General features: G+C 59.4%; 30 protein-coding genes and 1 pseudogene. 17 read left to right on the top strand and 14 right to left on the bottom strand.

Features of this window, described 5'->3' with window-relative positions:
* Positions 1 to 167: 167 nt before the first annotated feature.
* Entirely contained in the window at positions 168 to 434 is a 267-nt protein-coding gene (locus tag PY649_RS02575) for an usg protein (RefSeq protein WP_285866531.1), read from the top strand.
* Between the two features lie 18 nt (positions 435 to 452).
* Here the strand turns inward: PY649_RS02575 and PY649_RS02570 are convergent, their stop codons facing one another.
* Entirely contained in the window at positions 453 to 1,178 is a 726-nt protein-coding gene (locus tag PY649_RS02570; protein ID WP_285866530.1) for a DUF2270 domain-containing protein, read from the bottom strand.
* Between the two features lie 148 nt (positions 1,179 to 1,326).
* Between PY649_RS02570 and PY649_RS02565 the strand changes: the two genes are divergently transcribed.
* From PY649_RS02565 to PY649_RS02550, 4 genes are all read left to right on the top strand, one after another.
* Positions 1,327 to 2,151: a class I SAM-dependent methyltransferase gene (locus tag PY649_RS02565; RefSeq protein WP_285866528.1), complete on the top strand. Its 825-nt coding sequence runs from the start codon at positions 1,327 to 1,329 to the stop codon at positions 2,149 to 2,151.
* 134 nt (positions 2,152 to 2,285) lie between these two features.
* A complete protein-coding gene (locus tag PY649_RS02560) occupies positions 2,286 to 2,978 on the top strand; it encodes a glutathione S-transferase family protein (RefSeq protein ID WP_285866527.1) in 693 nt (230 codons plus the stop codon).
* Positions 2,971 to 3,315 (top strand): ArsR/SmtB family transcription factor, encoded by a 345-nt coding sequence (locus tag PY649_RS02555; protein WP_285866526.1) that lies wholly within the window; start codon positions 2,971 to 2,973, stop codon positions 3,313 to 3,315. Before PY649_RS02560 ends, PY649_RS02555 begins: the two co-directional genes overlap by 8 nt.
* Positions 3,312 to 3,788 (top strand): SRPBCC family protein, encoded by a 477-nt coding sequence (locus PY649_RS02550; RefSeq protein ID WP_285866525.1) that lies wholly within the window; start codon positions 3,312 to 3,314, stop codon positions 3,786 to 3,788. Before PY649_RS02555 ends, PY649_RS02550 begins: the two co-directional genes overlap by 4 nt.
* On the opposite strand, the pseudogene PY649_RS02545 reads toward PY649_RS02550, so the two are convergent.
* Positions 3,785 to 4,048: pseudogene (locus PY649_RS02545) on the bottom strand (ABC transporter ATP-binding protein); the annotation flags it as partial. The gene PY649_RS02550 and the pseudogene PY649_RS02545 overlap by 4 nt on opposite strands.
* A gap of 178 nt (positions 4,049 to 4,226) precedes the next feature.
* On the opposite strand from PY649_RS02545, the gene PY649_RS02540 reads away from it, so the two are divergent.
* Positions 4,227 to 5,099 carry an NAD(P)-dependent oxidoreductase gene (locus PY649_RS02540; RefSeq protein ID WP_285866524.1) on the top strand — a complete coding sequence of 291 codons (873 nt, stop codon included), beginning with the start codon at positions 4,227 to 4,229 and terminating at the stop codon, positions 5,097 to 5,099.
* Positions 5,100 to 5,158: 59 nt separating this feature from the next.
* On the opposite strand, the gene PY649_RS02535 is transcribed toward PY649_RS02540, so the two are convergent.
* The 3 genes from PY649_RS02535 to PY649_RS02525 form a co-directional block, all read right to left on the bottom strand.
* Positions 5,159 to 5,647 (bottom strand): Lrp/AsnC family transcriptional regulator, encoded by a 489-nt coding sequence (locus PY649_RS02535; protein WP_120704406.1) that lies wholly within the window; start codon positions 5,645 to 5,647, stop codon positions 5,159 to 5,161.
* A gap of 66 nt (positions 5,648 to 5,713) precedes the next feature.
* The gene (locus PY649_RS02530; RefSeq protein WP_285866523.1) at positions 5,714 to 6,346 is read right to left on the bottom strand and encodes a uracil-DNA glycosylase family protein; all 633 of its coding nucleotides are present in this window, start codon (positions 6,344 to 6,346) and stop codon (positions 5,714 to 5,716) included.
* Positions 6,346 to 6,918 carry a thermonuclease family protein gene (locus tag PY649_RS02525; RefSeq protein WP_285866522.1) on the bottom strand — a complete coding sequence of 191 codons (573 nt, stop codon included), beginning with the start codon at positions 6,916 to 6,918 and terminating at the stop codon, positions 6,346 to 6,348. Before PY649_RS02525 ends, PY649_RS02530 begins: the two co-directional genes overlap by 1 nt.
* Before the next feature lie 123 nt (positions 6,919 to 7,041).
* Between PY649_RS02525 and PY649_RS02520 the strand changes: the two genes are divergently transcribed.
* Entirely contained in the window at positions 7,042 to 8,571 is a 1,530-nt protein-coding gene (locus tag PY649_RS02520; protein WP_285866521.1) for a sensor histidine kinase, read from the top strand.
* 3 nt (positions 8,572 to 8,574) lie between these two features.
* Here PY649_RS02520 and PY649_RS02515 read toward each other — a convergent pair whose 3' ends face one another.
* A complete protein-coding gene (locus PY649_RS02515; RefSeq protein WP_285866520.1) occupies positions 8,575 to 8,970 on the bottom strand; it encodes a diacylglycerol kinase in 396 nt (131 codons plus the stop codon).
* Between the two features lie 185 nt (positions 8,971 to 9,155).
* On the bottom strand, positions 9,156 to 10,172 hold the full coding sequence (cobT, locus tag PY649_RS02510; RefSeq protein WP_285866518.1) for a nicotinate-nucleotide--dimethylbenzimidazole phosphoribosyltransferase: 1,017 nt from the start codon (positions 10,170 to 10,172) through the stop codon (positions 9,156 to 9,158).
* A gap of 123 nt (positions 10,173 to 10,295) precedes the next feature.
* Here cobT and PY649_RS02505 point away from each other — a divergent pair, with 123 nt between their 5' ends.
* The 4 genes from PY649_RS02505 to PY649_RS02490 all read left to right on the top strand — a co-directional run bounded on the left by PY649_RS02505 (position 10,296) and on the right by PY649_RS02490 (position 13,037).
* Positions 10,296 to 11,078 carry an adenosylcobinamide-GDP ribazoletransferase gene (locus tag PY649_RS02505; RefSeq protein ID WP_285866517.1) on the top strand — a complete coding sequence of 261 codons (783 nt, stop codon included), beginning with the start codon at positions 10,296 to 10,298 and terminating at the stop codon, positions 11,076 to 11,078.
* A 19-nt stretch (positions 11,079 to 11,097) separates the two neighbouring features.
* Positions 11,098 to 11,319 carry a DUF1289 domain-containing protein gene (locus PY649_RS02500; RefSeq protein WP_285866516.1) on the top strand — a complete coding sequence of 74 codons (222 nt, stop codon included), beginning with the start codon at positions 11,098 to 11,100 and terminating at the stop codon, positions 11,317 to 11,319.
* On the top strand, positions 11,316 to 12,017 hold the full coding sequence (locus tag PY649_RS02495; protein ID WP_285866515.1) for a TIGR02281 family clan AA aspartic protease: 702 nt from the start codon (positions 11,316 to 11,318) through the stop codon (positions 12,015 to 12,017). The genes PY649_RS02500 and PY649_RS02495 overlap by 4 nt, the downstream gene beginning before the upstream one ends.
* 114 nt (positions 12,018 to 12,131) lie before the next feature.
* Positions 12,132 to 13,037, top strand: coding sequence for a DMT family transporter (locus PY649_RS02490; RefSeq protein WP_285866514.1), 906 nt, complete (start codon positions 12,132 to 12,134; stop codon positions 13,035 to 13,037).
* A 13-nt stretch (positions 13,038 to 13,050) separates the two neighbouring features.
* Here the strand turns inward: PY649_RS02490 and PY649_RS02485 are convergent, their stop codons facing one another.
* The 5 genes from PY649_RS02485 to PY649_RS02465 all read right to left on the bottom strand — a co-directional run bounded on the left by PY649_RS02485 (position 13,051) and on the right by PY649_RS02465 (position 17,226).
* On the bottom strand, positions 13,051 to 13,587 hold the full coding sequence (locus PY649_RS02485) for a GNAT family N-acetyltransferase (protein WP_285866512.1): 537 nt from the start codon (positions 13,585 to 13,587) through the stop codon (positions 13,051 to 13,053).
* Complete coding sequence (locus tag PY649_RS02480) at positions 13,587 to 14,348, bottom strand: ABC transporter permease (RefSeq protein WP_285866511.1); 762 nt, start codon at positions 14,346 to 14,348, stop codon at positions 13,587 to 13,589. Before PY649_RS02480 ends, PY649_RS02485 begins: the two co-directional genes overlap by 1 nt.
* Entirely contained in the window at positions 14,345 to 15,271 is a 927-nt protein-coding gene (locus tag PY649_RS02475) for an ABC transporter ATP-binding protein (RefSeq protein ID WP_285866510.1), read from the bottom strand. The genes PY649_RS02480 and PY649_RS02475 overlap by 4 nt, the downstream gene beginning before the upstream one ends.
* 408 nt (positions 15,272 to 15,679) lie before the next feature.
* A complete protein-coding gene (locus tag PY649_RS02470) occupies positions 15,680 to 15,934 on the bottom strand; it encodes a hypothetical protein (RefSeq protein ID WP_285866509.1) in 255 nt (84 codons plus the stop codon).
* A gap of 86 nt (positions 15,935 to 16,020) precedes the next feature.
* A complete protein-coding gene (locus PY649_RS02465; protein ID WP_285866508.1) occupies positions 16,021 to 17,226 on the bottom strand; it encodes an extensin-like domain-containing protein in 1,206 nt (401 codons plus the stop codon).
* A gap of 254 nt (positions 17,227 to 17,480) precedes the next feature.
* On the opposite strand from PY649_RS02465, the gene PY649_RS02460 reads away from it, so the two are divergent.
* The 5 genes from PY649_RS02460 to PY649_RS02440 all read left to right on the top strand — a co-directional run bounded on the left by PY649_RS02460 (position 17,481) and on the right by PY649_RS02440 (position 20,492).
* A complete protein-coding gene (locus PY649_RS02460; protein ID WP_285866506.1) occupies positions 17,481 to 17,870 on the top strand; it encodes an acyl-CoA thioesterase in 390 nt (129 codons plus the stop codon).
* Positions 17,871 to 17,874: 4 nt separating this feature from the next.
* A complete protein-coding gene (locus tag PY649_RS02455; RefSeq protein WP_285866505.1) occupies positions 17,875 to 18,465 on the top strand; it encodes a hypothetical protein in 591 nt (196 codons plus the stop codon).
* Between the two features lie 114 nt (positions 18,466 to 18,579).
* Positions 18,580 to 18,720: a hypothetical protein gene (locus tag PY649_RS02450; protein ID WP_285866504.1), complete on the top strand. Its 141-nt coding sequence runs from the start codon at positions 18,580 to 18,582 to the stop codon at positions 18,718 to 18,720.
* A gap of 94 nt (positions 18,721 to 18,814) precedes the next feature.
* Positions 18,815 to 19,996, top strand: a complete 1,182-nt coding sequence (locus tag PY649_RS02445; RefSeq protein ID WP_285866503.1) for an SEL1-like repeat protein — start codon at positions 18,815 to 18,817, stop codon at positions 19,994 to 19,996.
* 97 nt (positions 19,997 to 20,093) lie between these two features.
* Positions 20,094 to 20,492, top strand: coding sequence for a tetratricopeptide repeat protein (locus PY649_RS02440; protein ID WP_285866502.1), 399 nt, complete (start codon positions 20,094 to 20,096; stop codon positions 20,490 to 20,492).
* Positions 20,493 to 20,501: 9 nt separating this feature from the next.
* Here PY649_RS02440 and PY649_RS02435 read toward each other — a convergent pair whose 3' ends face one another.
* Positions 20,502 to 21,428 carry a phytanoyl-CoA dioxygenase family protein gene (locus PY649_RS02435; protein ID WP_285866500.1) on the bottom strand — a complete coding sequence of 309 codons (927 nt, stop codon included), beginning with the start codon at positions 21,426 to 21,428 and terminating at the stop codon, positions 20,502 to 20,504.
* A 310-nt stretch (positions 21,429 to 21,738) separates the two neighbouring features.
* On the opposite strand from PY649_RS02435, the gene PY649_RS02430 reads away from it, so the two are divergent.
* Positions 21,739 to 22,251, top strand: coding sequence for a hypothetical protein (locus PY649_RS02430; protein ID WP_285866499.1), 513 nt, complete (start codon positions 21,739 to 21,741; stop codon positions 22,249 to 22,251).
* 53 nt (positions 22,252 to 22,304) lie between these two features.
* On the opposite strand, the gene PY649_RS02425 is transcribed toward PY649_RS02430, so the two are convergent.
* Positions 22,305 to 23,555, bottom strand: coding sequence for an MFS transporter (locus tag PY649_RS02425; protein WP_285866498.1), 1,251 nt, complete (start codon positions 23,553 to 23,555; stop codon positions 22,305 to 22,307).
* Positions 23,556 to 23,664: the final 109 nt, after the last annotated feature.

Below are 23,664 nucleotides of genomic sequence, written 5' to 3'. Positions count from 1 at the left end.
AGGGCCATTAGCAGCACTCGCCTCACAACGCTGCTATCACATTGATTTTTTGGAAAAAAAATCTTTTTGTGCAACACTTTTGTGAAGCTTGGGTTTACCATGAGGTGTTTCCATTTTCCCGTGACATCAGAGTCACGAAGAACAATGGGAACGGAGAGAGAGACCTCATGGACAACGACATGCAAAAGCAGATGCAGGGCTATGGGCTGACCACGGCGCAGATCCTCTACCGACTGCCCGATCATCCGCAATTTCTGCAGACCTATATCTGGCAGGACTACGATCTCGCCCCGAATTTCCCGGAGATGCGCGGCTTCCTGAAATTCTGGCAGGAGAAGCTCGACGGGCCGCTGCATTCGGTGCGCTATGTACACCGCCGGTTGATCTCCGCGACCGAATGGCGGGCGATGAAGGGAGAGTTCATTCTGCACTAGCCTGGTTTTGCCAAGCCATCAGACATGTGCTTCGCCATGGACGAAATCGCCATCGTCCGTCCTGCGGCGTAGTGTGCTATAGAGAATGACGGCGTAGAACAAAACCACGGCAGCGATCACCACCCAGCCGGGGACCGGTCCAAGTGCCGCATTGTCGACGATGTAGGTCCACGAATGCGCCAGGTTTTGCGGCGCGCCTTCCGTTTGCAGCTTCGGCGTCGAGATCTTCAGGATCCATGCCAGCAGCAGGATCGCATACATCCAGCAATAGTTCCGCCGCAACCGCCGCTGCATAGCCTCGAAATAGCCGAGCAGAACCCGCGGCGCACGCAGGCTCTTGGCAATCGATAGCGCCCAGTCGGGATTGAGCTCGGCTTCGGGCGCCAGGATCTGCGCAAAATAGCTGCGTTCCAGCTGCCGCACGCGCGCCCGATAAACATCGAAGAAGCGATAGCGCCGAGCCTCGATCATCAGCAGCAAGGTGATCAGCATCATGCCGAACAGCAATACGCCATGATGCGACGTCGGCGTCGACAATGATACAGAAAGCAGCGCCGCCACAACGGTGATCGCCCAGTTCGACGTTCGGTCGATACGGTCCCGCCAACTGGTCATCCGCGCGAGCTCGCCGCGGTAATAATGGTTCAGCGTGTTGGTGATTTCCCCTGTCGTCTGGGGTAGCGGCGGCCGTTTGATGTCCGTGGCGCTGTCTATGAGATGGGATGTGGTGAGCTCGGCGGCCATCGTTCTTTTCCTCCCTTTTTCCTCTTTCGCGCAACGGCCTTATGGCCCGCAGCTGCTGCAGATGAATATTTTGCTCCTTCAAAGCAGCCATTGCAAAAGCCATTCAAGCGCCTTAATGCCTGCTTGACGAATGGAAGGGCTGGCACTCATGGCGAAGAAAAAGATCGACGAAGACGCGCTGGCGGAAGCCTATAATCGCGCTCTTGCGCTGGAAAAAGCCGGCGATATCGACGCGGCGGTCAAGGCCTATGAGGATGTGCTGGCGATCGATCCCGAGGACCATGGCGGCGCAGCCGTACGCATCGCCTCGATGGGCCGTGGCGAAACGCCGGTGAAGGCGCCGGACGCTTATATAGAGACCTTGTTTGACCAGCATGCCGAAGTTTTCGAGGACGTACTCGTCGAGCAGCTCGGCTATCATGTTCCGGTTCTCGTGCGTCAGCGGCTGCAAGCGCTTGGCCTCGGCCCCTTCAAGCGCATGCTCGATCTCGGCTGCGGCACGGGCCTGACCGGCGGCACGCTGCGCGATATCGTCGAGGACATCACCGGCATCGATATTTCCGAAAACATGGTCGAAGTCGCCCATGAGAAAGATCTCTATGAGACGCTGTTCGTCGCCGAGGTCGAGGATTTTCTCGACGACAATGACGAGGAGCCATTCGATCTGATCACGGCAACCGATGTCCTGCCCTATCTCGGCGCACTGGAGCCGCTGTTCTTCGGTGCCGCCGACAACATGACACCGGGCGGTCTCTTCATCTTTTCCTCGGAAACCCTGCCCGACAGTGCGCTTGCCGGCCGTCCCTATATGGTCGGCCCGCACCAGCGCTTCGCCCATGCGGAAAGCTATGTGCGCGAGCGTCTGACTGCGACCGGCTTCGAGTTGATCGAAATCACCGACATCAATGTTCGCATGGAAGACGGCCAGCCGACGCCCGGCCATCTAGTTATCGCGCGTCTCGCCGCGGAATAAGACTGCCTATATGCAGGAGGCCTGAAATAGTTATCCAACTGGGTAACTATCCCTTGCCTTATGACCTTCGATCTGTTACTTAGCCATTTAGATAAGTTTCAGCACGAAGCCTCGATATGGGAAAGGTTCTTTGCATGTCCCTTATTCTCTACCAGCATCCGCTTGCCTCCTTCTGCCATAAGGTTCTGATGGCGCTTTATGAGAACGGCACGCCCTTCGAAAGCCGCGTCATCGATCTCGGCGACGAAGAGTCGCGCGCCTCCCTTCTGCTGCTTTGGCCGATCGGAAAATTCCCTGTCCTGCGCGACGAGGCGCTCGACAGCACGGTTCCAGAAACCAGCATCATTATCGAATATCTCGACCGGCATTATCCCGGCCCGGCGCCGTTGCTGCCGCTCGATCCGACGGATGCGCTTTGCGTCCGCCTCTGGGATCGCTTCTTCGATCTCTATGTCCAAGGACCGATGCAGACGATCGTTGCCGACAAACATCGCCCCGAAGGCGCGCATGATCCCCAAAGCGTCGCGCAGGCGCAGACGCTCTTGCGCACCGCCTACGGCATGATCGAACAACAACTCGCCGAAAAACTCTGGATCGTCGGCGACGCTCTGACGATGGCGGATTGCGCAGCGGCCCCGGCGCTATTCTACGCGGAAACACTTGTGCCCTTCGGCGCACAACACGTCCGGCTGAAGCAATATTATCAGCGCCTGCTCTCTCGCCCGTCCTTCGCCCGCGTGCTCAGGGAGGCGATGCCCTACTTCCACCTCTATCCCTTTCATGAAAAGCTGGCCGCCGAGTTCCGGCCGGAACGCCAGCATGCTTGAAGAACCCTTCGCACTCGACCGCATGTTCCAGGCTTTGTCGGATCAGAGCCGACGCGGCATGATAGACCGCCTCGGCCACGGTCCCGCCTCGGTAACCGAATTGGCGCAACCGTTCGCCATGGCGCTACCGACTGTGATGAAACATCTGCATGTGTTGGAAACGAGCGGTCTGGTGCTTTCGGAAAAGACCGGCCGGGTGCGAACCTATCATCTGCGAAAGGAAGCGCTGGCATCGGTCGAGCGCTGGATTGCGGAACGCAAGTCGGGCTGGAACAAGACCTTCGATCGGCTTGATCAGTTTCTCGCCGACAATTCCGAGGAGACAGTTGTGAAATGATTGAGAGATCGACGGAACACACGACCCTCACCATAGAGCGCCATTTCAAAGCGCCCTTGCCGCGCGTTTTTGGCGCCTGGGCCGTGGCCGAGAACAAACGCCAATGGTTCGCCTGTCACGGGGATTGGACGCCGCTGGAATTCCAGCTCGACTTCCGTCCCGGCGGCAGCGAGAGCAATCGCGTCGCCTCGACGGACGGCGTGGTTCACGCCTATCAGGGCCGCTATATCGACATCGCGCCGAACGAGCGCATCATCTATGCTTTTGACATGATGCTCGACGAGAAGCGCATCTCGGTGTCATTGGCCACCGTCATCTTCGCGCCGGAACCGGGCGGCACGGCGATGTTTTTTACCGAGCAGGTGGTTTTTCTGGACGGCTACGGGGACAATGGTTCGCGGCTGATGGGCACGGAAATCGGCTTCGACAATCTGCGGCTCTATGTCGAAGGCGACGAAACCAGACCGAATTAGCCTACTCGCGCGTCACCAAGGATAACCGCCAGTAACTGACCGTCAAGTTCGGCCAGCGCCGGATTGTCATGGCGGCGGGGATGCGGATGGCGAACGGCGAGTTCGAGCGCGATCCGCCCTTCATCCAGCACGACGACCCGATCGGCCAGATGCACGGCTTCGCTGACACCCTGTGTGACGAGGCCGGCGGCGAAGCCGAGTTCGCGCCAGACGCGGTTCAATAGCTCCTGCATGCTGATGCGGGTCGGCGCCTCCAACGCGCACTGATATTGTAAATTTTCACAATCGAGACGAAATTCGATTTCTGTAGAACATCGAATTGAGAAATTATCCTCCAAGACACACGGGGCCGCGACAACTTCGCCGACAAATCAGTCTTCCGTCCCCCTCGCCTTTCCGCTAAGCCTTGAGGCAAAATTTTTGGAAGGAGTCTCGCGAATGGCAAAGGTCGCATTCATCGGCATGGGCGTCATGGGCTACCCCATGGCAGGGCATCTGAAGGTCAAGGGCGGTCACGACGTCACCGTCTATAACCGCACCGTCGCCAAGGCAGAGGCCTGGGCGAAACAATTCGACGGCAAGTTTGCCCCCACCCCCGCCGCTGCGGCCGAAGGCGCCGATTTTGTCTTCACCTGCGTCGGCAATGACGACGACCTGCGTTCGGTAACGATCGGCAAGGATGGCGTGCTTTCCGGCATGAAGGCGGGCGCGATCCTGATCGACAACACGACCGCAAGCGCTGAGGTCGCCCGCGAACTCCATGCCGCAGCCAAGGAAAAAGGCGTGGACTTCATCGACGCCCCCGTTTCAGGCGGCCAGGCCGGCGCCGAAAACGGCGTGCTGACCGTCATGTGCGGCGGCGATGAGGCAGTGTTCGGAAAAGCAAGGCCAGTGATTGACGCCTATGCCCGCATGGTGGGCCTGATGGGCGCTGTGGGCGCAGGCCAGCTCACAAAGATGATCAACCAGATCTGCATCGCCGGTGTCGTCCAAGGCCTGGCCGAAGGCATTCATTTCGGCAAGCAGGCCGGCCTCGACATCGAAAAGGTCGTGGAAGTCATCTCCAAGGGTGCGGCCGGTTCCTGGCAGATGGAAAACCGCCACAAGACCATGAATATCGGCAAATACGACTTCGGCTTTGCCGTCGACTGGATGCGCAAGGACCTCGACATCGTGTTGTCCGAAGCCCGCCGCAACAAGGCCAAACTGCCGCTGACCGCCCTCGTCGACCAGTTCTACGGCGACGTCCAGGCCATGGGCGGCAACCGCTGGGACACGTCGTCGCTGCTGGCAAGGCTGGATAAGAAGTAATTTAAAGCGATCCGTCCAAAAGACGATTCTTTACGGAGCGCTATTGCCAAAAATGGCGCTCAATCGTCGCTCGATTTCGCATTCTCCAGCATCATGTAATCGAGCGGCAGTTCCGTCGAATACTTGATCTGTTCCATCGCAAAGGCCGAGGAGACGTCGCGGATTTCGATCTTGGCAATCATGCGCTTGTAGAAAGCGTCATAGGCCGCGATATCCGGCACGACGACGCGCAGGAGATAGTCGACGTCGCCGCTCATGCGATAGAATTCAACCACTTCTGGGAAGTCGGCGATCACCTCAGAAAAGCGCTTCAGCCATTCGATCGAGTGGCTGTTGGTGCGGATCGAGACGAAAACGGTGACTTTGGTGTTGACCTTTTCGGGATCGAGCAGCGCCACGCGACGGCGAATGACGCCATCCTCTTCCATCTTCTGGATACGGCGCCAGCATGGTGTCGTCGACAGCCCGACCTTCTTGGCAAGATCGGCCACGGCCAGAGTGGAATCCTCCTGCAGCAGGCGCAGGATTTTGCGGTCAAGACGGTCCATTTCGGTTGCCCTTTCGAATTATATTCTCTCTATAGCGCATTTTTGCTGGAATAAAAGAAACTTGTTTCAAGAAACAAGGCTTTTTACGCGCTCTCGCAGTACCGGCAGCAGATCCATTTCAAACCAGGGATTGCGTTTCAGCCAGCCGCTGTTGCGCCAACTCGGATGTGGTAACGGCAAGACGGCGGGCGACCGATTGGTAAAGAGGTACCGCCGCCATTCCGAAACCGTTTCCGTCATCGATGCCATTCGTGCGGCGCCGAGATGCCAAGCCTGGGCGTACTGGCCGATAGTCAGGACGAGCTCGATTTGTGGCATCGCATCCATGGCTCTCTGCCGCCAAAGCGGCGCACATTCCCTGCGCGGCGGCAAGTCACTACCGGTAGCGTTATAGCCAGGGAAGCAGAAACCCATTCCCATGATCGCGAAATGCTCAGTGTTGTAAAAGCTGTCTCGGTCGACGCCCAACCATTGCCGCAGCCGGTCGCCGGACGCATCGTTGAACGGCAGGCCGCTTTCATGCACCCGTAGCCCGGGCGCCTGTCCGGCGATCAGGATACGCGCCGTCGCCGACAAAACAGCGACCGGTCTCGGTTCATGCGGCAGCCGATCCGCCTCCCCACGCATCGGCGCATCCCGGCACACGCGGCAGGCGGCGATGGCCTTGCCCAGCGCCTGCAATTTTTCCTCCTGCGCCATCACCGATCCCATCCGACAAATCGTCGCAAATAGTCGCCCAGCCCGGCCAGCGGATCACCGCCGCGCGCGCGTTCCGCCTGCTCTTCGCGCCGATAGTCGCGCGGCTGCTCGAAATCGCTGGCCCAAAGCCCCGCTTTCGCCTGACGCGCCGCAGCCTCTTCGGCGGCGTAACCGCCATAAGACACAGCCATGCCACTGCGCACCATCGCGCCATTGATGTCGACGTCACCAGCTTTGCAGGTCACGAGCAGCCGGCCGTAGCGATCATGCTTGCTCCCCCGGCATTCGACCGCACCCGACTTCATCAATTTATCGAGTGCCTTGCGCGCCTCCATGCCGCACGCCCAGTCCGCATGATCGCGCTGACATTGCTGCCGATATTCCGGTGCATCGATGCCGACCAGGCGCAGGCGATCGCCGTCCCGAGCGAGCGTATCGCCGTCAACGACATAAAAACGTCCGGTTTGAATGAGTTCTGGGCGATTGTTCATCTTCAATGCCAGCAGGCCGATCAGCGCCAGCAGCGCGAATGTGGTTACGCCGTCACGAAACAGGCGGCCGAACCGCGTCACGCTTTTGCCTCCTTAAAGAACAAACCCTTGGCAAAGATGGCAAACAAATCATTTCTAAGCAGCATCTTCTTAAGGTTTGGCCGCTAGTCTGTAACCCTCGGCAGGCCAAGTTTCAACGTATCCATGAGCACCGGCGTCAGCACATCGACAGATAAAATCATCGTCGACCGATCGCGCAGTCACCGTAACCGGGCTGTGTCGAAGGCGGTACGGCAGACTCGCGAGCGCTTGCAAACCGGTCATAGCCGGAGCTTCGACCGCGAAGTGATGATGATGCATGTCGACACCCTCCTGCAGGGTGCTTCAGTCATGCCGATCTTCGTCATCATCGTCGCAGCACTCGGCGCCTACCTTACACGTGATGTTCAGATTTTCATTTGGGCCATCCCGACCCTGTCGGCCCATGCCATCAACATGCTGCTCGGCCGCCGCGCGAAGAAGCGCGAGATGACAGCCGAGAGCACCAGGAAATGGCGTCAGATCCTGTTGCTTGGCCAGTTGCTCATCGGCTTTTGCTGGGCGTTCTTCGCCATGCAGAGCTGTTCGACCTGCGGCGGCGACAGCTTTGCGCTCTATAAGAGCGCGACGCTGCTGGTGGCGATCTGTATTACTGCGATGGCAAATTTCATGCTGCCGCGTGCCGTGCCATTCTCGTTTGCGCCGGCAACCGTCGCCCTTGCCGTTAAAGCGGCGCTGATGCGCAATCCGCTAGACATCGCCCTGACCGCCGCCGTGGCGGTCGCCGTTGTCTTTTTCACCTTCATCACCAACAGGATGTTTCAATCGAATTTGAAGATCCTCTCCTTCCAGTCGGAAAAGGATGATCTGATTGCCGAGCTGGAAGTCGCGAAATCCATGTCGGATGAAGCACGCCGCCGCGCCGAAGAGGCCAACCTCGCCAAATCCCGCTTCCTGGCCTCGATGTCGCATGAGCTCAGAACGCCGCTGAACGCCATCCTCGGCTTTTCCGAGGTCATGTCGGCGGAGGTCATGGGGCCGCTGAACAATGCCACCTATCGGGAATACACCACGGATATCCATCGTTCCGGGCAACATCTGCTCAACCTGATCAACGAGATCCTCGACCTCTCGCGCATCGAGGCCGGCAAGTATGAGCTGAACGAGGAGGCAATCTCGCTGCTGGATGTGGCGGAAGATTGCATCGGCATGGTGCAATTGCGCGCGCGCGGCAAGAACATTTCCATCTCGCCGCAGTTCGAGCCAGAGCTTCCCTCGGTCTGGGCCGATGAGAAATCCATGCGCCAGGTGATCCTCAATCTCCTGTCGAATGCGGTGAAATTCACACCGCAAGGCGGCGAGATCACTGTCAAGGTCGGCTGGACTGCCGGAGGCGGGCAATATGTCGCCATCAAGGACAATGGTCCCGGCATTCCTGAAGAAGAGATACCGGTGGTTCTTTCTGCCTTCGGGCAGGGTTCGATCGCCATCAAGAGCGCCGAACAGGGTACCGGCCTTGGCCTGCCGATCGTTCAGGCGATCCTCGCCAAGCATGACGGCCAGTTCATGCTGAAGTCCAAGTTGCGCGAGGGAACGGAAGTCATCGCCATCCTGCCGGCCAAGCGTGTGCTGCAAAGCCTGCCCGCCATCGAGGACGCGCCTTTGGTCGAGCGCCGCAAGAAGAGCTTTGCCTGACGATTAGGCCATGAAAAACAGATGGCTGCCGATCGTGAAAAGCAAGTAAAGGCCGGAAGCGACCAGCATGCAGAGAACTGCGAAGGAGCCAAGATCCTTGGCATGCTTGCCGACGTTGGAAATCTCCGGCGAAATCCGGTCGATGACTTCCTCGACCGCCGTGTTCATCGCCTCGACGGCAAAAACGCCGAGAAACAGCACGATGGCGATCATGATTTCTGCAAGCGTTGCTCCGACGACGACGAGGAGGATCAATCCGGCGGCTGCGAACAAAAGCTCCTGCCGGAAAGCCGATTCCTGCAGCAGGCGCTGAAAACCACCCCAGGAGTAGCCGGCGGCCGCAAGGAAATGCCGGACCCCGGTTTCCTTATTTACTGCTGATTTCGAAAACTCGGCCATCCCTGCCCCGCTTGCAATGTCCTAACCGCAAATTAGCAGCCTTGCGAATACCGTCTCGCCATTCTCAAGGCAAGCCGACGACTGAGTCGGCCGAAGAAATAATTACAGATTTATGACATAAATCGAAAGTCGGTCGGAATTTGGGAGGCGGAGCGCTTAATCGCTGCGCCCCGCCGTTTCATCAGTCAATGCTTGTTGGTTACCCCGGCACTCTCGAAGGTCGCCATGCCGGAATGGCAGGCGGCGGCGGCCTTGACGATACCGGCGGCAAGCGCTGCACCCGTACCTTCGCCGAGCCGCATGCCGAGCGCCAGAAGCGGCGTCTTGCCGAGCTTGTCGATGGCCTTGAGATGACCGGGCTCGGCCGAAACGTGACCGATGAGGCAATGGTCCAGCGCCGAGGGGTTGGCGGCCTTGAGGATCGAGGCAGCGGCGGTTGCGACGTAGCCATCGATAATGACGGGGATACGTTCCATGCGGGCAGCGAGGATAGCGCCGGCCATGGCCGCGATCTCACGACCACCGAGGCGGCGCAGCACTTCCAGCGGATCGGAAAGATGGTCGCGATGCAGCGCCACAGCATTTTCGACGGCGGCGATCTTGCGCTTCAGCATCTCGCCTTCAGAGCCAGTACCGGGACCAACCCACTCCGCCGCCGTGCCGCCATAGAGCGCATAGTGGATAGCAGCGGCGATCGTGGTGTTACCGATCCCCATTTCGCCGACGCAGAGCAGATCCGTACCGCCGGCAATGGCTTCCATGCCGAAGGCCATGGTTGCGGCGCAATCGCGTTCGCTGAGTGCCGGCTCTTCGGTAATGTCGGCGGTCGGAAAATCCAGCGCAAGGTCGAATACTTTCAGGCCGAGATCATAGGCGACACAGATCTGGTTGATCGCAGCGCCGCCGGCCGCGAAATTCTCTACCATCTGCTGCGTCACAGCCGGCGGAAACGGCGTAATGCCCTGCTTGGTGACGCCGTGATTGCCGGCAAAGATCGCCACCAGCGGCCGGTTGACCGCGGGCGGCCGTCCGGTCCAGGCGGCTAGCCAGAAGGCAATCTCTTCGAGGCGACCAAGGGCGCCCGGCGGCTTGGTGAGTTGCGCGTCACGCTCGCGCGCCGCCACCAGCGCTCGGGAATCCGGGCCAGGAAGGTCGCGCAGCAGCGTGCGGAAATCGTCGAATGGCAGACCGGTAACGCTCATGAATCCCGTTCCTTGTTTTTTGATCTCAAATCAGGTTTTTTGCGTGCGACTCTATTAGTCGCCGGCACCGTCGCGAACAACTCCAAAAACGCCCGATGCTGTCGCAGGAATGACGGGGAGTGGATGAATATTAGCGAATACACAAGCGATATAGCGCGCGCCGTCGCCTTCTTGAGTCGTATTCCAGTGCCGTCTTCTTTCTTCGAAGGTTATGACGGCAGGCTCGCCCGCGTCTCCCGTGCCTTCCCTCTCGCCGGCCTGCTGATTGCCTTGCCCGCCGCAATCGTCTTCGCCGTGCTGCTTGCCTTCCATGCCGACCCGTTGATGGCGTCGCTGCTGGCGCTTGCCGTCCAGACGATGGCGACCGGCGCCCTGCACGAGGACGGCCTCAGCGACACGGCGGATGGCCTTGGAGGCGGCAAGGATCGCGATAGGGCGCTAGCGATCATGAAGGATAGCCGCATCGGGACCTACGGCGCGATCGCATTGATCCTCTCTTTCGGATTGCGCGCTGCAGCGCTTGCCTCCATCGCCAGCGACCTTGCGCCCTTTGTCGCAGCCCTTGCGCTGCTGGCTGCAGCCGTACTCAGCCGCGCCGCCATGGTCTGGCATTGGTATGTTCTGCCTGCCGCCAAGCCGGACGGAGTTGCCGCCTCGGCCGGCAAGCCGGATTACGGCGCAATGCAAATTGCACTCATTGTGGCGCTGGTGCTTTCTGCTTTTCTGCTCTGGCCGAGCCTCAGGCTTCCTGGCTTTATCCTGTGCCTTTTTGTCACCGCGGCCGCGGCTCTTGTCTTTACCCGGCGCGTGCGCCAAAGGCTTTCCGGTCACACTGGCGACACCGTCGGTGCAACGCAGCAGATTTGCGAGATCGCCGTCCTCTGCACCCTTGCCATGTGCGTGTGAAGCATCGATATATGCTCTTATGCTAACACCCTGCATTCTCGTTTGCTCCATCGATACGAACACCGGCTATTGCTTCGGCTGCGGGCGCACGCGCGAAGAAATTGGCGCGTGGATGACCTACAGCGACGACGAGCGCCAGGACATCATGGCGGTATTGCCCGAGCGCCTCACCACCGTCGAACGCAAGCCGCGCCGTGAGACCCGCCGTCAGCGGATGGCACGGGAGCGCAGCGCCGTATGAACCGCCTGAACATCGCGCTTGCTGTCATTGGTATCGGCCTGGCGCTCCTCGTGTTCAACAATAGCAGTGGCACGACCTTGGGCATGGACAATAAGGCCTTCGCCCGCGTCATCTATCTGGTACCGCTCGCCCTGGTCATCGGCGCAGGCGTCTGGGCCAGCCGCCATACGGCCAGCCAATCCCTGCGCAGTCTGCTGATCTGGCTGGTCATCATCATGGCGCTGGCGACGGCTTATATCTACCGCCGCGATGCCCAGCAGGTCGGCGACCGACTGTGGGCGGGCCTTGTGCCTGGACACGCCGTCGTCGTCACGACCAGCGAAGGTGGCCAGGAAGTCATCCTCCACAAGCTGCTGAACGGCCATTTCGAGGCGCAAGTGATGATCAACGGCCAGCCGATCGACATGCTCGTCGATACCGGCGCCAGCACCATCGCATTGTCGCAGAGAGATGCCGAGCGCGTCGGCATCATCCCGGAAAACCTCACCTATTCCATGACGGTCGTCACCGCAAACGGCCGGACCAGGGCTGCTCCCGTTGAACTTGGTTCCGTCGCCATCGGTCCGATCCAGCGCCGCGACGTCAAAGCGACCGTCGCCGAAGACGGCAAGCTCGACCAGAGCCTGCTCGGCATGAGCTTCCTGGAGACCCTGGGCTCGATGCAAATGCAGACCGACGAACTGCGGTTGAGGGATTGAAGGTGACATTGAAAGTCAAAGCATCATACTTCGATCATGCCCGAAGCATTATGCACCAATTGGACGCTAGGACGGTGACGCAAATTCCATCATCGACCTCGAAAGTTCAGTCTGATGTCACCGACCAAAGCCAACACGACGACGGAGCTTATGCTCCTGCTCACGCTCGCGACTTTCTGGGGCGCCTCCTACACCTTCATCAGGGTCGGCGTGGCGACGATCCCGCCGATCACCCTGATCGCCGCACGCACGCTCATCGCCGGCGGCATATTATTCGCAATTGTCCGCTGGCGTGGGATAACGCTGCCGCGCGATCCGGCAATGTGGTGTCGTTTCCTCATTCAGGCCTGCCTCAACAGCGTCATTCCTTTTACGCTCATCGCCTGGGCGGAGCGTACGGTGGACGCCGGTCTGGCGACCATTTTGAATTCAACCACGCCGATCTTCACCTTCCTGCTGGCTGCCACCCTATTTCGAAACGAGCTCGTTACGGCACGTAAACTGTTCGGCATCGCGATGGGGCTGACGGGCATCTGCTTCATCATCGGCTTCAACGCCTTGAACGGTTTCGGCCAGCAATTGCCGGCACAGCTTGCGGTCGTGGCGGCGTCGATATGCTATGCAGGAGCCGCCTTGTTCGGTCGCAATTTCAAAGGTCTCGATCCGATGATGCCTGCCGTCAGCTCCCTTCTCTGCGGCGCCGTCGTTCTTATCCCGGTCAGCCTCGTCGTGGACCAGCCATGGACACTTACGCCATCGATGCCGTCGATCGCCGCTCTCTTGGCGCTTGCAATCCTGTCGACCGCCATTGCCTTCTCGATCTATTTCCGGCTGCTACAGACCCTTGGTTCGATTGGCACGACCGCGCAGGCCTATCTGCGCGTGCCAATCGGTGTCGCCATCGGCGCCGTCTTCCTCGCCGAGCCCTTGACCCCGACAGCCGGCATCGGTCTTGTCTGCGTCATCGTCGGCGTGATGGCCATGACGATTGCACCGCGAAAAAGGGCCGTCAGCGGATAAGAAGCCAGTGGGCCTACATCAGCAACGACAGATCATCCCACGCGACGACAATGTTATCGGATCGCCAGATTGGCCCGGGATCGGTATAGCGCCCAATCATCCGTCCACCCAGCGACTGATAGAATGCGATCGCCGGATCGTTGCCGGCGACGACACCCAGCGCGGCGCCGGGATACTGCAGGGCGGCAAGGTGTTCTGCCAGTTTTCCCATCAGACGACGGCCTAGACCCCTGCGCTTGATGGCGGGATCGACGTAAAGGGACCGTATCTCTCCTCGTCCTTCGAAGGCGGTCTGCGATGGCGCGCCGACCGCGCCGATGCCAACCAACCGATTGCCCTGTTCGGCAACAAGCACCAACTGATGACGATCGGGGTTGGCCAATGCAGCCGCCCATTTGTCCTCCCGGTAAGCTTCGTCGAGCACGCGGAACGCTTCTATAGGTGCAAGCTCGCGGTAAGTGTCACGCCAAACGGCCACATGCAGCCCAGCGATTGCCGTTGCATCAGCCATTGTGGCCGGTCGTATCCTGATGTCCTCCTGCTCGGCCATCAGTTCCGCAACCGATAGCCCGTCTTGAAAATCCAGCCCAAGGTCGCGAGGCAGATGACCAGGAAAAGCGTGATCATGCCGAGGCTCAGCACCGGATTGACATCGGCGATGCCAAAGAAGCTCCAGCGGAAACCACTGACGAGATAGAGCACGGGATTGAGGTGACTGACCGCTTGCCAGAAGGGCGGCAGCATGTTGATCGAATAGAAGCTGCCACCAAGGAAGGTCAATGGCGGCACGACCAGCATGGGAATGAGGTTGAGCTGCTCGAAATTCCCGGCCCATATGCCGATCATGAAACCGAACAGGCTGAAACTCACCGCCGTCAGCACGAAGAACAGGATCATCATGAAGGGATGTTGAATGGTGATATGCACGAAAAAGTTCGCCGTCAGCAGGATGATCAGCCCGATCAGCATGCCTTTGGTTGCGGCGGCGCCGACATAGCCGAGGATGATTTCCGCCATGGCGACAGGTGCGGAAAGCACCTCGTAGATCGTGCCGGTGAATTTCGGAAAATAGATGCCGAAGGAACCGTTGCTGATGCACTGGCCGAGCAGCGTCAGCATGATCAGGCCCGGCGTGATGAAGGCGCCGTAAGAGACGCCCTCCACCAACTGAATTCGCGAACCGATCGCGGCACCGAAGACGATAAAATAGAGCGACGTGGAAATGACCGGCGAAACGACGCTCTGCAGCAGCGTGCGGCGCGTGCGCGCCATCTCGAAGGCATAGATGGATTTGATCGCCTCGAAGTTCATTTGTCTTCTCCCACCAGCGATACGAAGATGTCTTCAAGCGAGCTCTGCCGCGTCGACAGGTCCTTGAAATGAATGCCCTCAGCCGCCAGGCGCGACAGCAGCGCCGCAATGCTCGATTGCTCGTGCTCGGCGTCGTAATCGTAGACTAACGTCGTGCCATTCGGCCCCAGCGACAAACCATTGCCGTCCAGACAGTGCGGAACGGCGTCGAGCGGCTCCATCAGGTCGAGGATCAGCTGTTTGCGGCCGAGCTTGGCCATCAGGGCCTTCTTCTCCTCCACCAGCAGCAGCTTGCCGTCATTGATGACGCCGACGCGGTCGGCGATCTCTTCGGCCTCTTCGATGTAATGCGTCGTCAGGATGATGGTGACGCCGGAAGCCCGCAGCCGTTCGACGACATGCCACATATCCTTGCGTAGCGTTACGTCTACGCCCGCCGTCGGTTCATCCAGAAAGAGGATTTCCGGTTCGTGCGACAGGGCTTTCGCGATCAGGACGCGCCGCTTCATGCCGCCGGAGAGTTGCCGCAGCATATTGTCCCTCTTGTCCCAAAGCGACAGGTCGCGCAGCACCCGCTCGATATGCGCCGGATTCGGTTTCTTGCCGTGCAGCCCGCGCGAAAAACTGACCGTGTTCCACACTGTCTCGAACTGGTCGGTCGTCAATTCCTGCGGCACCAGGCCGATCATCGCGCGCGTGGCGCGAAACTCCCTGACCACATCATGACCGCCGACAGTCACCGTGCCGGTGCTCGGATTCGTGATCCCGCAAACGATGGAGATCATCGTCGTCTTGCCGGCACCATTCGGACCGAGTAGTGCCAGAATCTCGCCCCGCTCGACATCGAGATCAATGCCTTTCAGTGCCTGAAACCCGTTGGAGTAGGTTTTGGTGAGGTTACGGATAGAAATGATCGGGGCCATGATGCAGGCGAAGTCCGGCTTTTCTGATTAGTTTTGCGGCGTTTGCCCGCTATATAGCCGCTAGGCCGCTTTTACCACCCCGCGGGAATGGAACAGTGCGTTCGCCTAGAGACAAGAAACAGTACGAAATCTGTCATCAAATCGTGACCTTCGTCGGGCATATCTTTCCTTAGGTGAGCAACGACTGTCGCATTCCGCCCAACGCCTCTTGGCGACAGCGCCGGCGCCTCTGATACTTCAATATTGATTGCCTTCGCATCTATATTGCACATGTCATTGCAACATGAAGTTTCTTTTCCGGAGCCAGCAAAGATCCCCTGTCGTTGCTGAGCGCCACTCCAGCCGGCCCAAGGCCGGCTTTTCTTTTTGCCGGCTACAGATCGGGAAATTACCAGTTGCCTCTGCAATTTACCAATTGCCGTTGACGCCGCACCCTGCCGGCGGCAGCGTCCTGTTTTCGAAGCGCGCCTTCAGCATCGCGCATCCTTTTTCGCGGATCGGGCCTGGCATCATCGAGTTGAGGCCAATGCCGACTTCATCGAACGGGTTGTCGGCATAGGCGACATAGGCATACCAGCGTCCGCCGATCACGAGAATGATCGCCACGAGAGCGACGATCAGCGCCTTCCCCAGACCTCTTTTCTTTCTTGGCGTTTCTGCCATGCAATAGGCCTCCCGTCTCGGCAACCGACGTTAACTGTGATTCCGTCCGGAGGTAAACCGGTTGCACCCCCGGTAAGTCTGCTGCATTACAGGCTGCAGTAGCGCCGCCCGCCCCTGCGATCCCTGAGATCGAAGTGGAAATGATTCCAATGCTCGGCGTTGCTGCCTGGGCCGAGCACCGTGTCGAAATAGTTGCAACTATCGCTGCGCACCGCCTTCAGCAGCCGGCCTTCACGGAAGGAAAACAGCCCTTTCTTGCGGACATCGATGACGTGGCCGTTCTTCAGGATGAAGGTGCCGACATCGATGGCATTGCCATGGGCGTGCTCCGACATTGGATTGTAGCGTTGGCGGCTATTGTTCATCCGCCGGCACGAATAGCCGCCGAGCGGCACGATGGTGCCGATGCCCGTCCAATAGCGTGTCCGGGCCGCTGGCGCCAATTCGTTCTTCACCCATTTGGCAAAGGCAAGCGTTACCTGGCAGTTCAGCGTCACTGCCGGCTTGACAGCGATGTTGCCGGAAAGCCCGCTCAAGGAAATCGGGTAAGGAACCTGGCAGGCTGGCCCATTGGAAATCGCCGGCTTGTCGTTATAGACGACACCCATCCGCTGCAGCTCCTGCCGGCAGGCAATCTCCGAAGCAGGCATCGCGCCGCCGGGCAACGATTGCGGCACCTCCTCTTGCTGTTCGATCCGCGGCATCGGATTGCCGACGCGTGGCAGCATGGCGACCTGCGTGCCCGATTGCTGGCGCCGGATCGGCGACTGATTGAGTTCAGCCTGCGCGGTCGGGCGTTGAATGATGGAACGGTTGGCCTGCACCGGTGTATCGGAGCCGATGCCATCGACGACGGGTTGGTCGGTCTCGCCTTCCGCGATATTCTGCTCTTCCTCCTGCGCCAGTCCGACGACCTGTCCGGACTGCGCTTCCTCATTCGGCCCGACGCCGAGCTCGGCGTCCATGTTGACACCTTCGGAGGGCACGTCCGATTGCTGCGCCAAGCCTTGCTGCACGTCGGTGGTGGTCACGGCCTCATTGCCGCTGCCCGTCGGCAAGCGGCCCTGCTTGTAGCTGTTGGCATAGTTAGCGGAGGCGGAATTAACGGGGGCTTGGTCGCCCTGATAGGTGAACTGCCTCGACGGCACACTACGATGTGGCGTGATCGAGCCGACGCGTGCGCTACTGTCGATGTTCGAAGGCGGTACGAGGCTATCGGCCGTACAGGCGACCAGTGTCGACGACACCAGCAACGGCAATGCAGCCCGCCGCAGAAAGGACAAATACGCCATACTCTAGATCCGCTCCTGCTGCCCCAGCCACGGTCGGCAACTATTACGAATCTTAAATAAAAACGGTGAATGAATACTTACCACCCAATGGAAGGCGGACAGCGCAGGCAGTCCCGAAGAGCGCGGAGCGTCTCGAAAAAGACCGTCTTCAATCGCGAGACCTGTTGTCGAATGAAGACGAAGTCTTCCCCATCGCGGCTCGATTGCGTAGGCTCAACAGCGGAATCAAGGACTTTGTCGATAGGAGCGAGTGAATGAACGACAGCGTCAGGCCGAAAGGCGAGTTGACATTGCGCACGCTGGCCATGCCTGCCGACGCCAACCCAGCCGGCGACATCTTCGGCGGCTGGGTCATGGCGCAGATGGACTTGGCGAGCGGCATTCGCGCCGCCGAGCGGGCTCGTGGCCGCGTCGTAACCGCTGCCGTCAAGGAAATGGCTTTCGAGCTTCCGGTGAAGATCGGCGATACGCTGAGCGTCTATACCCACATCGAGCGCGTCGGCCGCACGTCCATCACGCTTAACGTCGAGGCCTGGGCGCACCGTTCGCGCTACAACAAGCTTGAGAAGGTTACGGCCGGCACCTTCATCATGGTGGCACTCGACGAGAACGGCGCGCCCAAGCCCGTCCCCTCGGAGAGCTGACAGGATGGAAGCTGCACGCACGCCCGAGGTTTACGTCTATATCCGGACGGTCATGAGCATGGTCATCGGGCTTTCCCTCGCCCAGCTCCTGATGCGCCTCGCCGGTTTCGTGCAATCGCCCGGCAAACACCGCGTTTATCTGGTCCATATCGGCTGGATAGTGTCGATGTTCCTGTTCATCATCCATTTCTGGTGGTGGGAATATCGGCTACAATCCGTGGCGGAAATCGGCTTCGGCGTCTATCTTTTCCTCATCTGCTTCTGCTGCCTGTTCTACTTCCTCTGCGTGCTGCTGAACCCTCCCTCAATCGAGGACTATGGCGGATTCGAGGAGTATTTCATCTCCCGCCGTCGCTGGTTCTTCGGGCTCCTCGCCGTGACCTACGCCGTCGATCTCATCGATACGCTGCTGAAGGGCGAGGTTTATTTCCGCTCACTCGGCTGGGAATACCCGATCCGCAACGTTGTTTACATCGTCCTGTGCATCGTCGCCGCCATCACGGCCAATCGCCGCTTCCAGGCTGCCTTTGTAGCGATCGGGCTGATCTACCAGGTTACCTGGATCTTCCGTCTCTATGATGTGCTTTCGGGTTGATGGACAGCCGGCCACGCCGGCAACGGCGCCGAGCCTGACAATGTCGGTAAAATTGCTGCCATCTCCATGTTCTACAACCCTTGAATATCAGCTTGCAGGCGGGAGGACGTAGCTTTGCAATATGGCCTGAGTTACCGGGCGGCCAACGGCGACGGCCCGATCAACAACATTAGCCCGGAACCCATCAACACGAACGGGCAGAGCGAAGCGCTGGGTTGGGTCATTCTCCAGTTGCTGACGACGCTACGGCCATAAGCCGGTAACTTTGCCTGCAGGGACGTCTTGCTCCCTCGACCGGCGCATTATTTAGTATTCGCATATGAAGAGATCACGAGTTGAGGGATAGATCGTGCATTTCAAGAGGATGGCCATCGGACTGGTTTTTGTGCTCGCGGGCATCGGAATTGCGCATGCCGATCTCGGACAGGACGCCTATGATCGGGGCGACTACAAGGCGGCGCTGGACTATTGGCGCCCGCTCGCGAAAAAGGGCGATGCTGCCGCGCAACTGAAACTCGGCGAAATGTACGAAGAAGGCGACGGCGTCGAGAAGGATCTCACGCGAGCCCTCAACTGGTATCGCAAGGCGGCCGACCAGGGTAACGCCCAGGCCGAGTTCAACGTCGGCACCATGTATGACCAAGGCGAAGGTGTCGCAACCGACGACGCTCAGGCCGTCGTGTGGTATCGTAAGGCCGCTGAGCAAGGCTATGGCGACGCCCAATACAACCTCGCTTTGATGTACGACAATGGCGAAGGTGTGCCCCAGGACAAGGCGCAAGCCTTCATCTGGTACAAGAAGTCAGCCGACCAGGGTGACGCCGATGCGCAGTTCAACGTTGCGGACATGTACGACAACGGCGAAGGCGTGAGCCAGGACAAGACCGAGGCCATCGTTTGGTATCGCAAATCCGCCGATCAGGGCAATGCCGATGCGCAATACAATCTCGCCATCATGTACGACGAAGGCGACGGCGTCCCCCGCGACGATTCCCAGGCCGTGGTCTGGTACCAGAAGGCCGCCGACCAGGGCAAAATCGAAGCGGAATACAATCTCGCTATCATGTATCGCGACGGCGAAGGTGTGCCCAAGGACGGCAATCAGGCCGCCTCATGGTTCCGCAAGGCAGCCGATCAAGGTGACGCTGACGCGCAATATAATCTCGGCAGCATGTATGCCGATGGCGACGGAATTGCTGAAGACGATGCTGAGGCCATTGTCTGGTTCCGCAAGGCGGCGGATCAAAACGATGTCGAAGCGGAATACAATCTCGGCGTCATGTATCGCGACGGCGAAGGCGTCGCCAAGAATGGTCCCGAGGCGATCGACTGGTTCGAGAAAGCAGCCGCCCAGAACTATGTCGATGCTGCCTTCAACCTGGGAGTCATGTACCGCGATGGCGACGGCGTGCCGGTGGATTGGGCAAAATCTTTCGAATGGTTCCGCAAGGCCAAGGCCATGGGCCATAACGACAATGAACCCGATGACAATGAGGACACGCCGCCGCAGACGAAGAGCATCCCGATTTGAGATGAGCGGATAGACGCCGCCGCTCAGTGCCTTGAACCAGCCACTCCAGTAAGCTTAGGTCTTGGTCCGACAGGAATCACGGATGGGAGATTGCCGGATGCGGCTTAGACAAATAAGCCTTGGACTGACGCTGGCGCTCTCGATTGCCTCTCAGGCGCATGCCGATAACGGGCAAACCGCCTACGACAAAGGTGATTATGTCGGCGCTCTCGCCTATTGGCAGCCTTTGGCGGACAAGGGCGATGCGGCGTCGCAGGATGGTCTCGGCAGCCTTTATGCACTCGGAAAGGGCGTCCCGCAGGATTATGCCCAAGCCATCGCATGGTTTGCGAAGGCCGCCGGTCAGGGCCTGCCCAAGGCACAATTCCATATTGGTTTCGCTTATCTCCGCGGCGACGGCGTCACCAGAGACCGCAGCATAGCGATAGGCTGGTTCCGGAAGGCTGCCGCCCAAGGCTACCAGCCGGCGCAAAGCATTCTCGATCAGATGAATTGAGCGGGAACACTAGAGCATATCCCCCAAGCTCCAATGATTGCTCCAGCGGGCGTCGATTTCGTCCTCGACATTCTGATAGCGGATATCGGTCGAAAGCCGCAGGCGGCCGAGCGGGTCGCGATTGGTCGTGGAAGCATGGATCATATAAGGACTGTGCAGCATGACATCGCCGGCCTCGTAATCTGCGGCGAGCCAGCGCGTTTTGAAACGCTCCGCCATGTCGGGCAGATCCTTGGAAACCCAGCCGCCCTCGGTCATGTTCTTGTTGAAGGCGCTGATGCGTTCCTCCGGCGTGAGTGACGCACCCTTGATCGCGAATTCCTTCTCCATATCGGCGCCGATCCGGTGCGATCCCTCGAGATAGACAAGGCCGCCCATGTCGACCGGGATATCGCCGATCGGAATCCAGGCCGTGACGATGCGGCTCGTGCCGCCGCGCAGATAGACCAGATCGTAATGTGCGGGGGTGACGACGGCGGTATTCGGCCGGGTAAAGCGCATGATCTTGCGCTTGTGCAGATAGGAGATGCCCCGCAGGAATTCGTCCATGAACGAAGCCAATCGCGGCTGCGTGCAGAAACCCTCATAGGCCACCGAACGCACCAGCGCCATCAGCCTCCGGTCGGCCAGCGCCTTGTCCGCTTCTCCCTTGGCGGCAAGGCCGGTCAAGGGGTCGGAGCCGGGTTGAAGAAGCCCCGTGTCCATGAGATGCGCAAACACCCAGGCGCGGAAATTGAGCACATCCTGTCGCTTCAGAAATCCCTTGAGCCAGAGATAGCCATGCTCCTGATATTGTTCGCGAAGCTTGGCCATATCGGTCGCTGCATCGGTAGGTTCGAGATAGCCGAAACGGTTCTGCGCCATTGACAGGATCTTGCCATTAGCCTCAAGCGGCGCCAACCCGGACGCTGCTTCATCCAGCACTGAACCTAACATCTCCGCCCTCCCAGAATTTATCACTCGCCAGTGACCTCTCCTCAAAGGCTGGACCGGCATTATCTAATTCATAAGATGAATGGATACCGCTGCCTAGCGCCTTTCTTCTCTTTGGCCTCATCTGGAGGATCTATTCTCTGATCGTCTGACGCGGCAAAACGCCTTATGACCACTTCAGCGACTGCAAAGTAGCGAGGGGCGCGATCGCCGCGCCTCATCTTTGCCGCAGACGCGGGATTGCTACATCGGCTGGAGACATGGAAGAGTACGGCAAATAGCCTCCCATTTTATCTGTCAAGGATCGACCGTCGTGATCAAAACATCCCCGATATTGCCCTCTTCGCTCCGCCAGTCGCTGCGCATGGGGTTGTTGGCCGCTGCCTTCGCCCTGCCGCTTTCGCCCCCACCCACAGCCTCCGCACAGGCCGAGAGCGCTCCTGGGTCCTGCTGGTCGCTGCTACAAAGCAAGTTCGGTCCCCAGATCGAAAAATCGATCAATGAAGCCGACCCCTGCAAGAAGCTGCCAGGATTCGACCACAAGGAGAAATTCGAGGTCAAATCGCTCGATGTCTGCAGCGCCGGCGGCGGCGTGCAGATCAACGCCCGCGCCGATCTCGCCTGCAAATCGCACGGAATCGTCCAGGCGACCATGAAAGGGCAGCTCGAGGCCTCGGTGACCGTCGATGCCGGCGCCTGCAGGATCACCGATTCCCATGTCGGCGTCAGCGGACCGATCGGCGACCTGATCTCCCAGGTGGGTGGGATACAGGAACTGGCCCGCGGCTTTGCGCAGGCCAAGATTTCCGAAATTTGTGGCAAGTAAGGCCGGGGGCCGGCGGCTCATCACCGCCGGCCATGCTTCGACGAGGGCTGCGATCAGACTGGCATCGCGCCGCGGGACTCCTCCGTCCCCTTCCCGCCGAAGCGAATATCCTTTTTCTCGAACCCGAAGCCGGAAAACAGCGCCACGACGGCAGCGACGATGACCAACACGATCAACAGCGCAAAGGCATAGTCGCCGTTCCAACGCGCCGCCAGGCCTGCCTGAATGGTCGCATTGCCGGAGGCCAGCAGATTGCCGAGCTGATAAGAGAAACCCGGAAACGTCCCGCGCACCTCGTCGGGTGATAATTCGTTGAGATGCACCGGCACGATGCCCCAGGCGCCCTGCACGAAGAACTGCATCAGGAAAGCACCAACCGCGAGCAGCACCGGCCCAGGTGCATAGACCCACAGCGGCGCGGCCGGGATCGCCAGCACCGAAGCGATGACAATCGCCCGCCGCCGGCCAATACGCTGCGACAATGCCCCGAAGAACAAGCCGCCGATGATCGCGCCGATATTATAGACGATGGCAATGGCGCCGACCGTGTAGCTGCTATACTGCCGCTGGACCTGGAGGAAGGTCGGATAGAGATCCTGCGTACCGTGACTGAAGAAATTGAAGGCGGTCATCAACACCACCGCCCACAGGAACAGCGGGATGTTCTCGCGAAGTACGGTGAGGAATGGCCTTTGCGGTGCCGCCTGCCGTTGCAGGAAGGCCGGCGATTCCTGCACGCTGCGGCGGATGTAAAACACCAGCAGCGCCGGCACAGCACCGACCATGAACATGCCACGCCAGCCAATGATCGGGAACAGCAGGAAGAACAGGATCGAAGCCAGCAGATAGCCGGAGGGATAGCCCGCCTGCAGGATGCCGGACACGATGCCGCGCGACTCCGCGGACACGGTTTCCATGGTAAGCGACGCGCCGACACCCCATTCGCCGCCCATCGCGATGCCGAAGAGTGCCCGCAGTATCAGGAACATTGTCATCCCGGTCGAAAAGCCGGTGAGAAACTCGAACAGCGAATAAAGCAGCACATTCGCCATCAGTGTCACCCGCCGGCCGAAACGATCGGCGGCAAGTCCGAAAACCAGCGCACCGAGCGCGCGCATCGCAAGCGTCAGGAAGATCGCCACCGACACTGCCGGGACATCGGTGTGAAATTCCTCTGCGATATATTTGAGAACGAAGACCAATATGAAGAAATCGAATGCATCCAACGTCCAGCCGAGAAAGGCGGCGAGGACGGTGTGGCGTTGTTGTGGGGATAAAGAGCGCAAACTATCCAATGCTGACATCATGGTCCTCCGACCGGATGGCGGCGAGGCGGGCAATTCCGGATGCCGTCGAAGCAAGGTGGGACCCGACACTGCGGCCGGGCTGGTTCGACGCTGCGAAGGGCTTCCG

Origin of the sequence: Rhizobium mayense (assembly GCF_030272705.1) — a bacterium.
Taxonomy (GTDB): Bacteria; Pseudomonadota; Alphaproteobacteria; order Rhizobiales; family Rhizobiaceae; genus Rhizobium; species Rhizobium mayense.
This window is presented reverse-complemented; position numbering and strand designations above follow the sequence as displayed.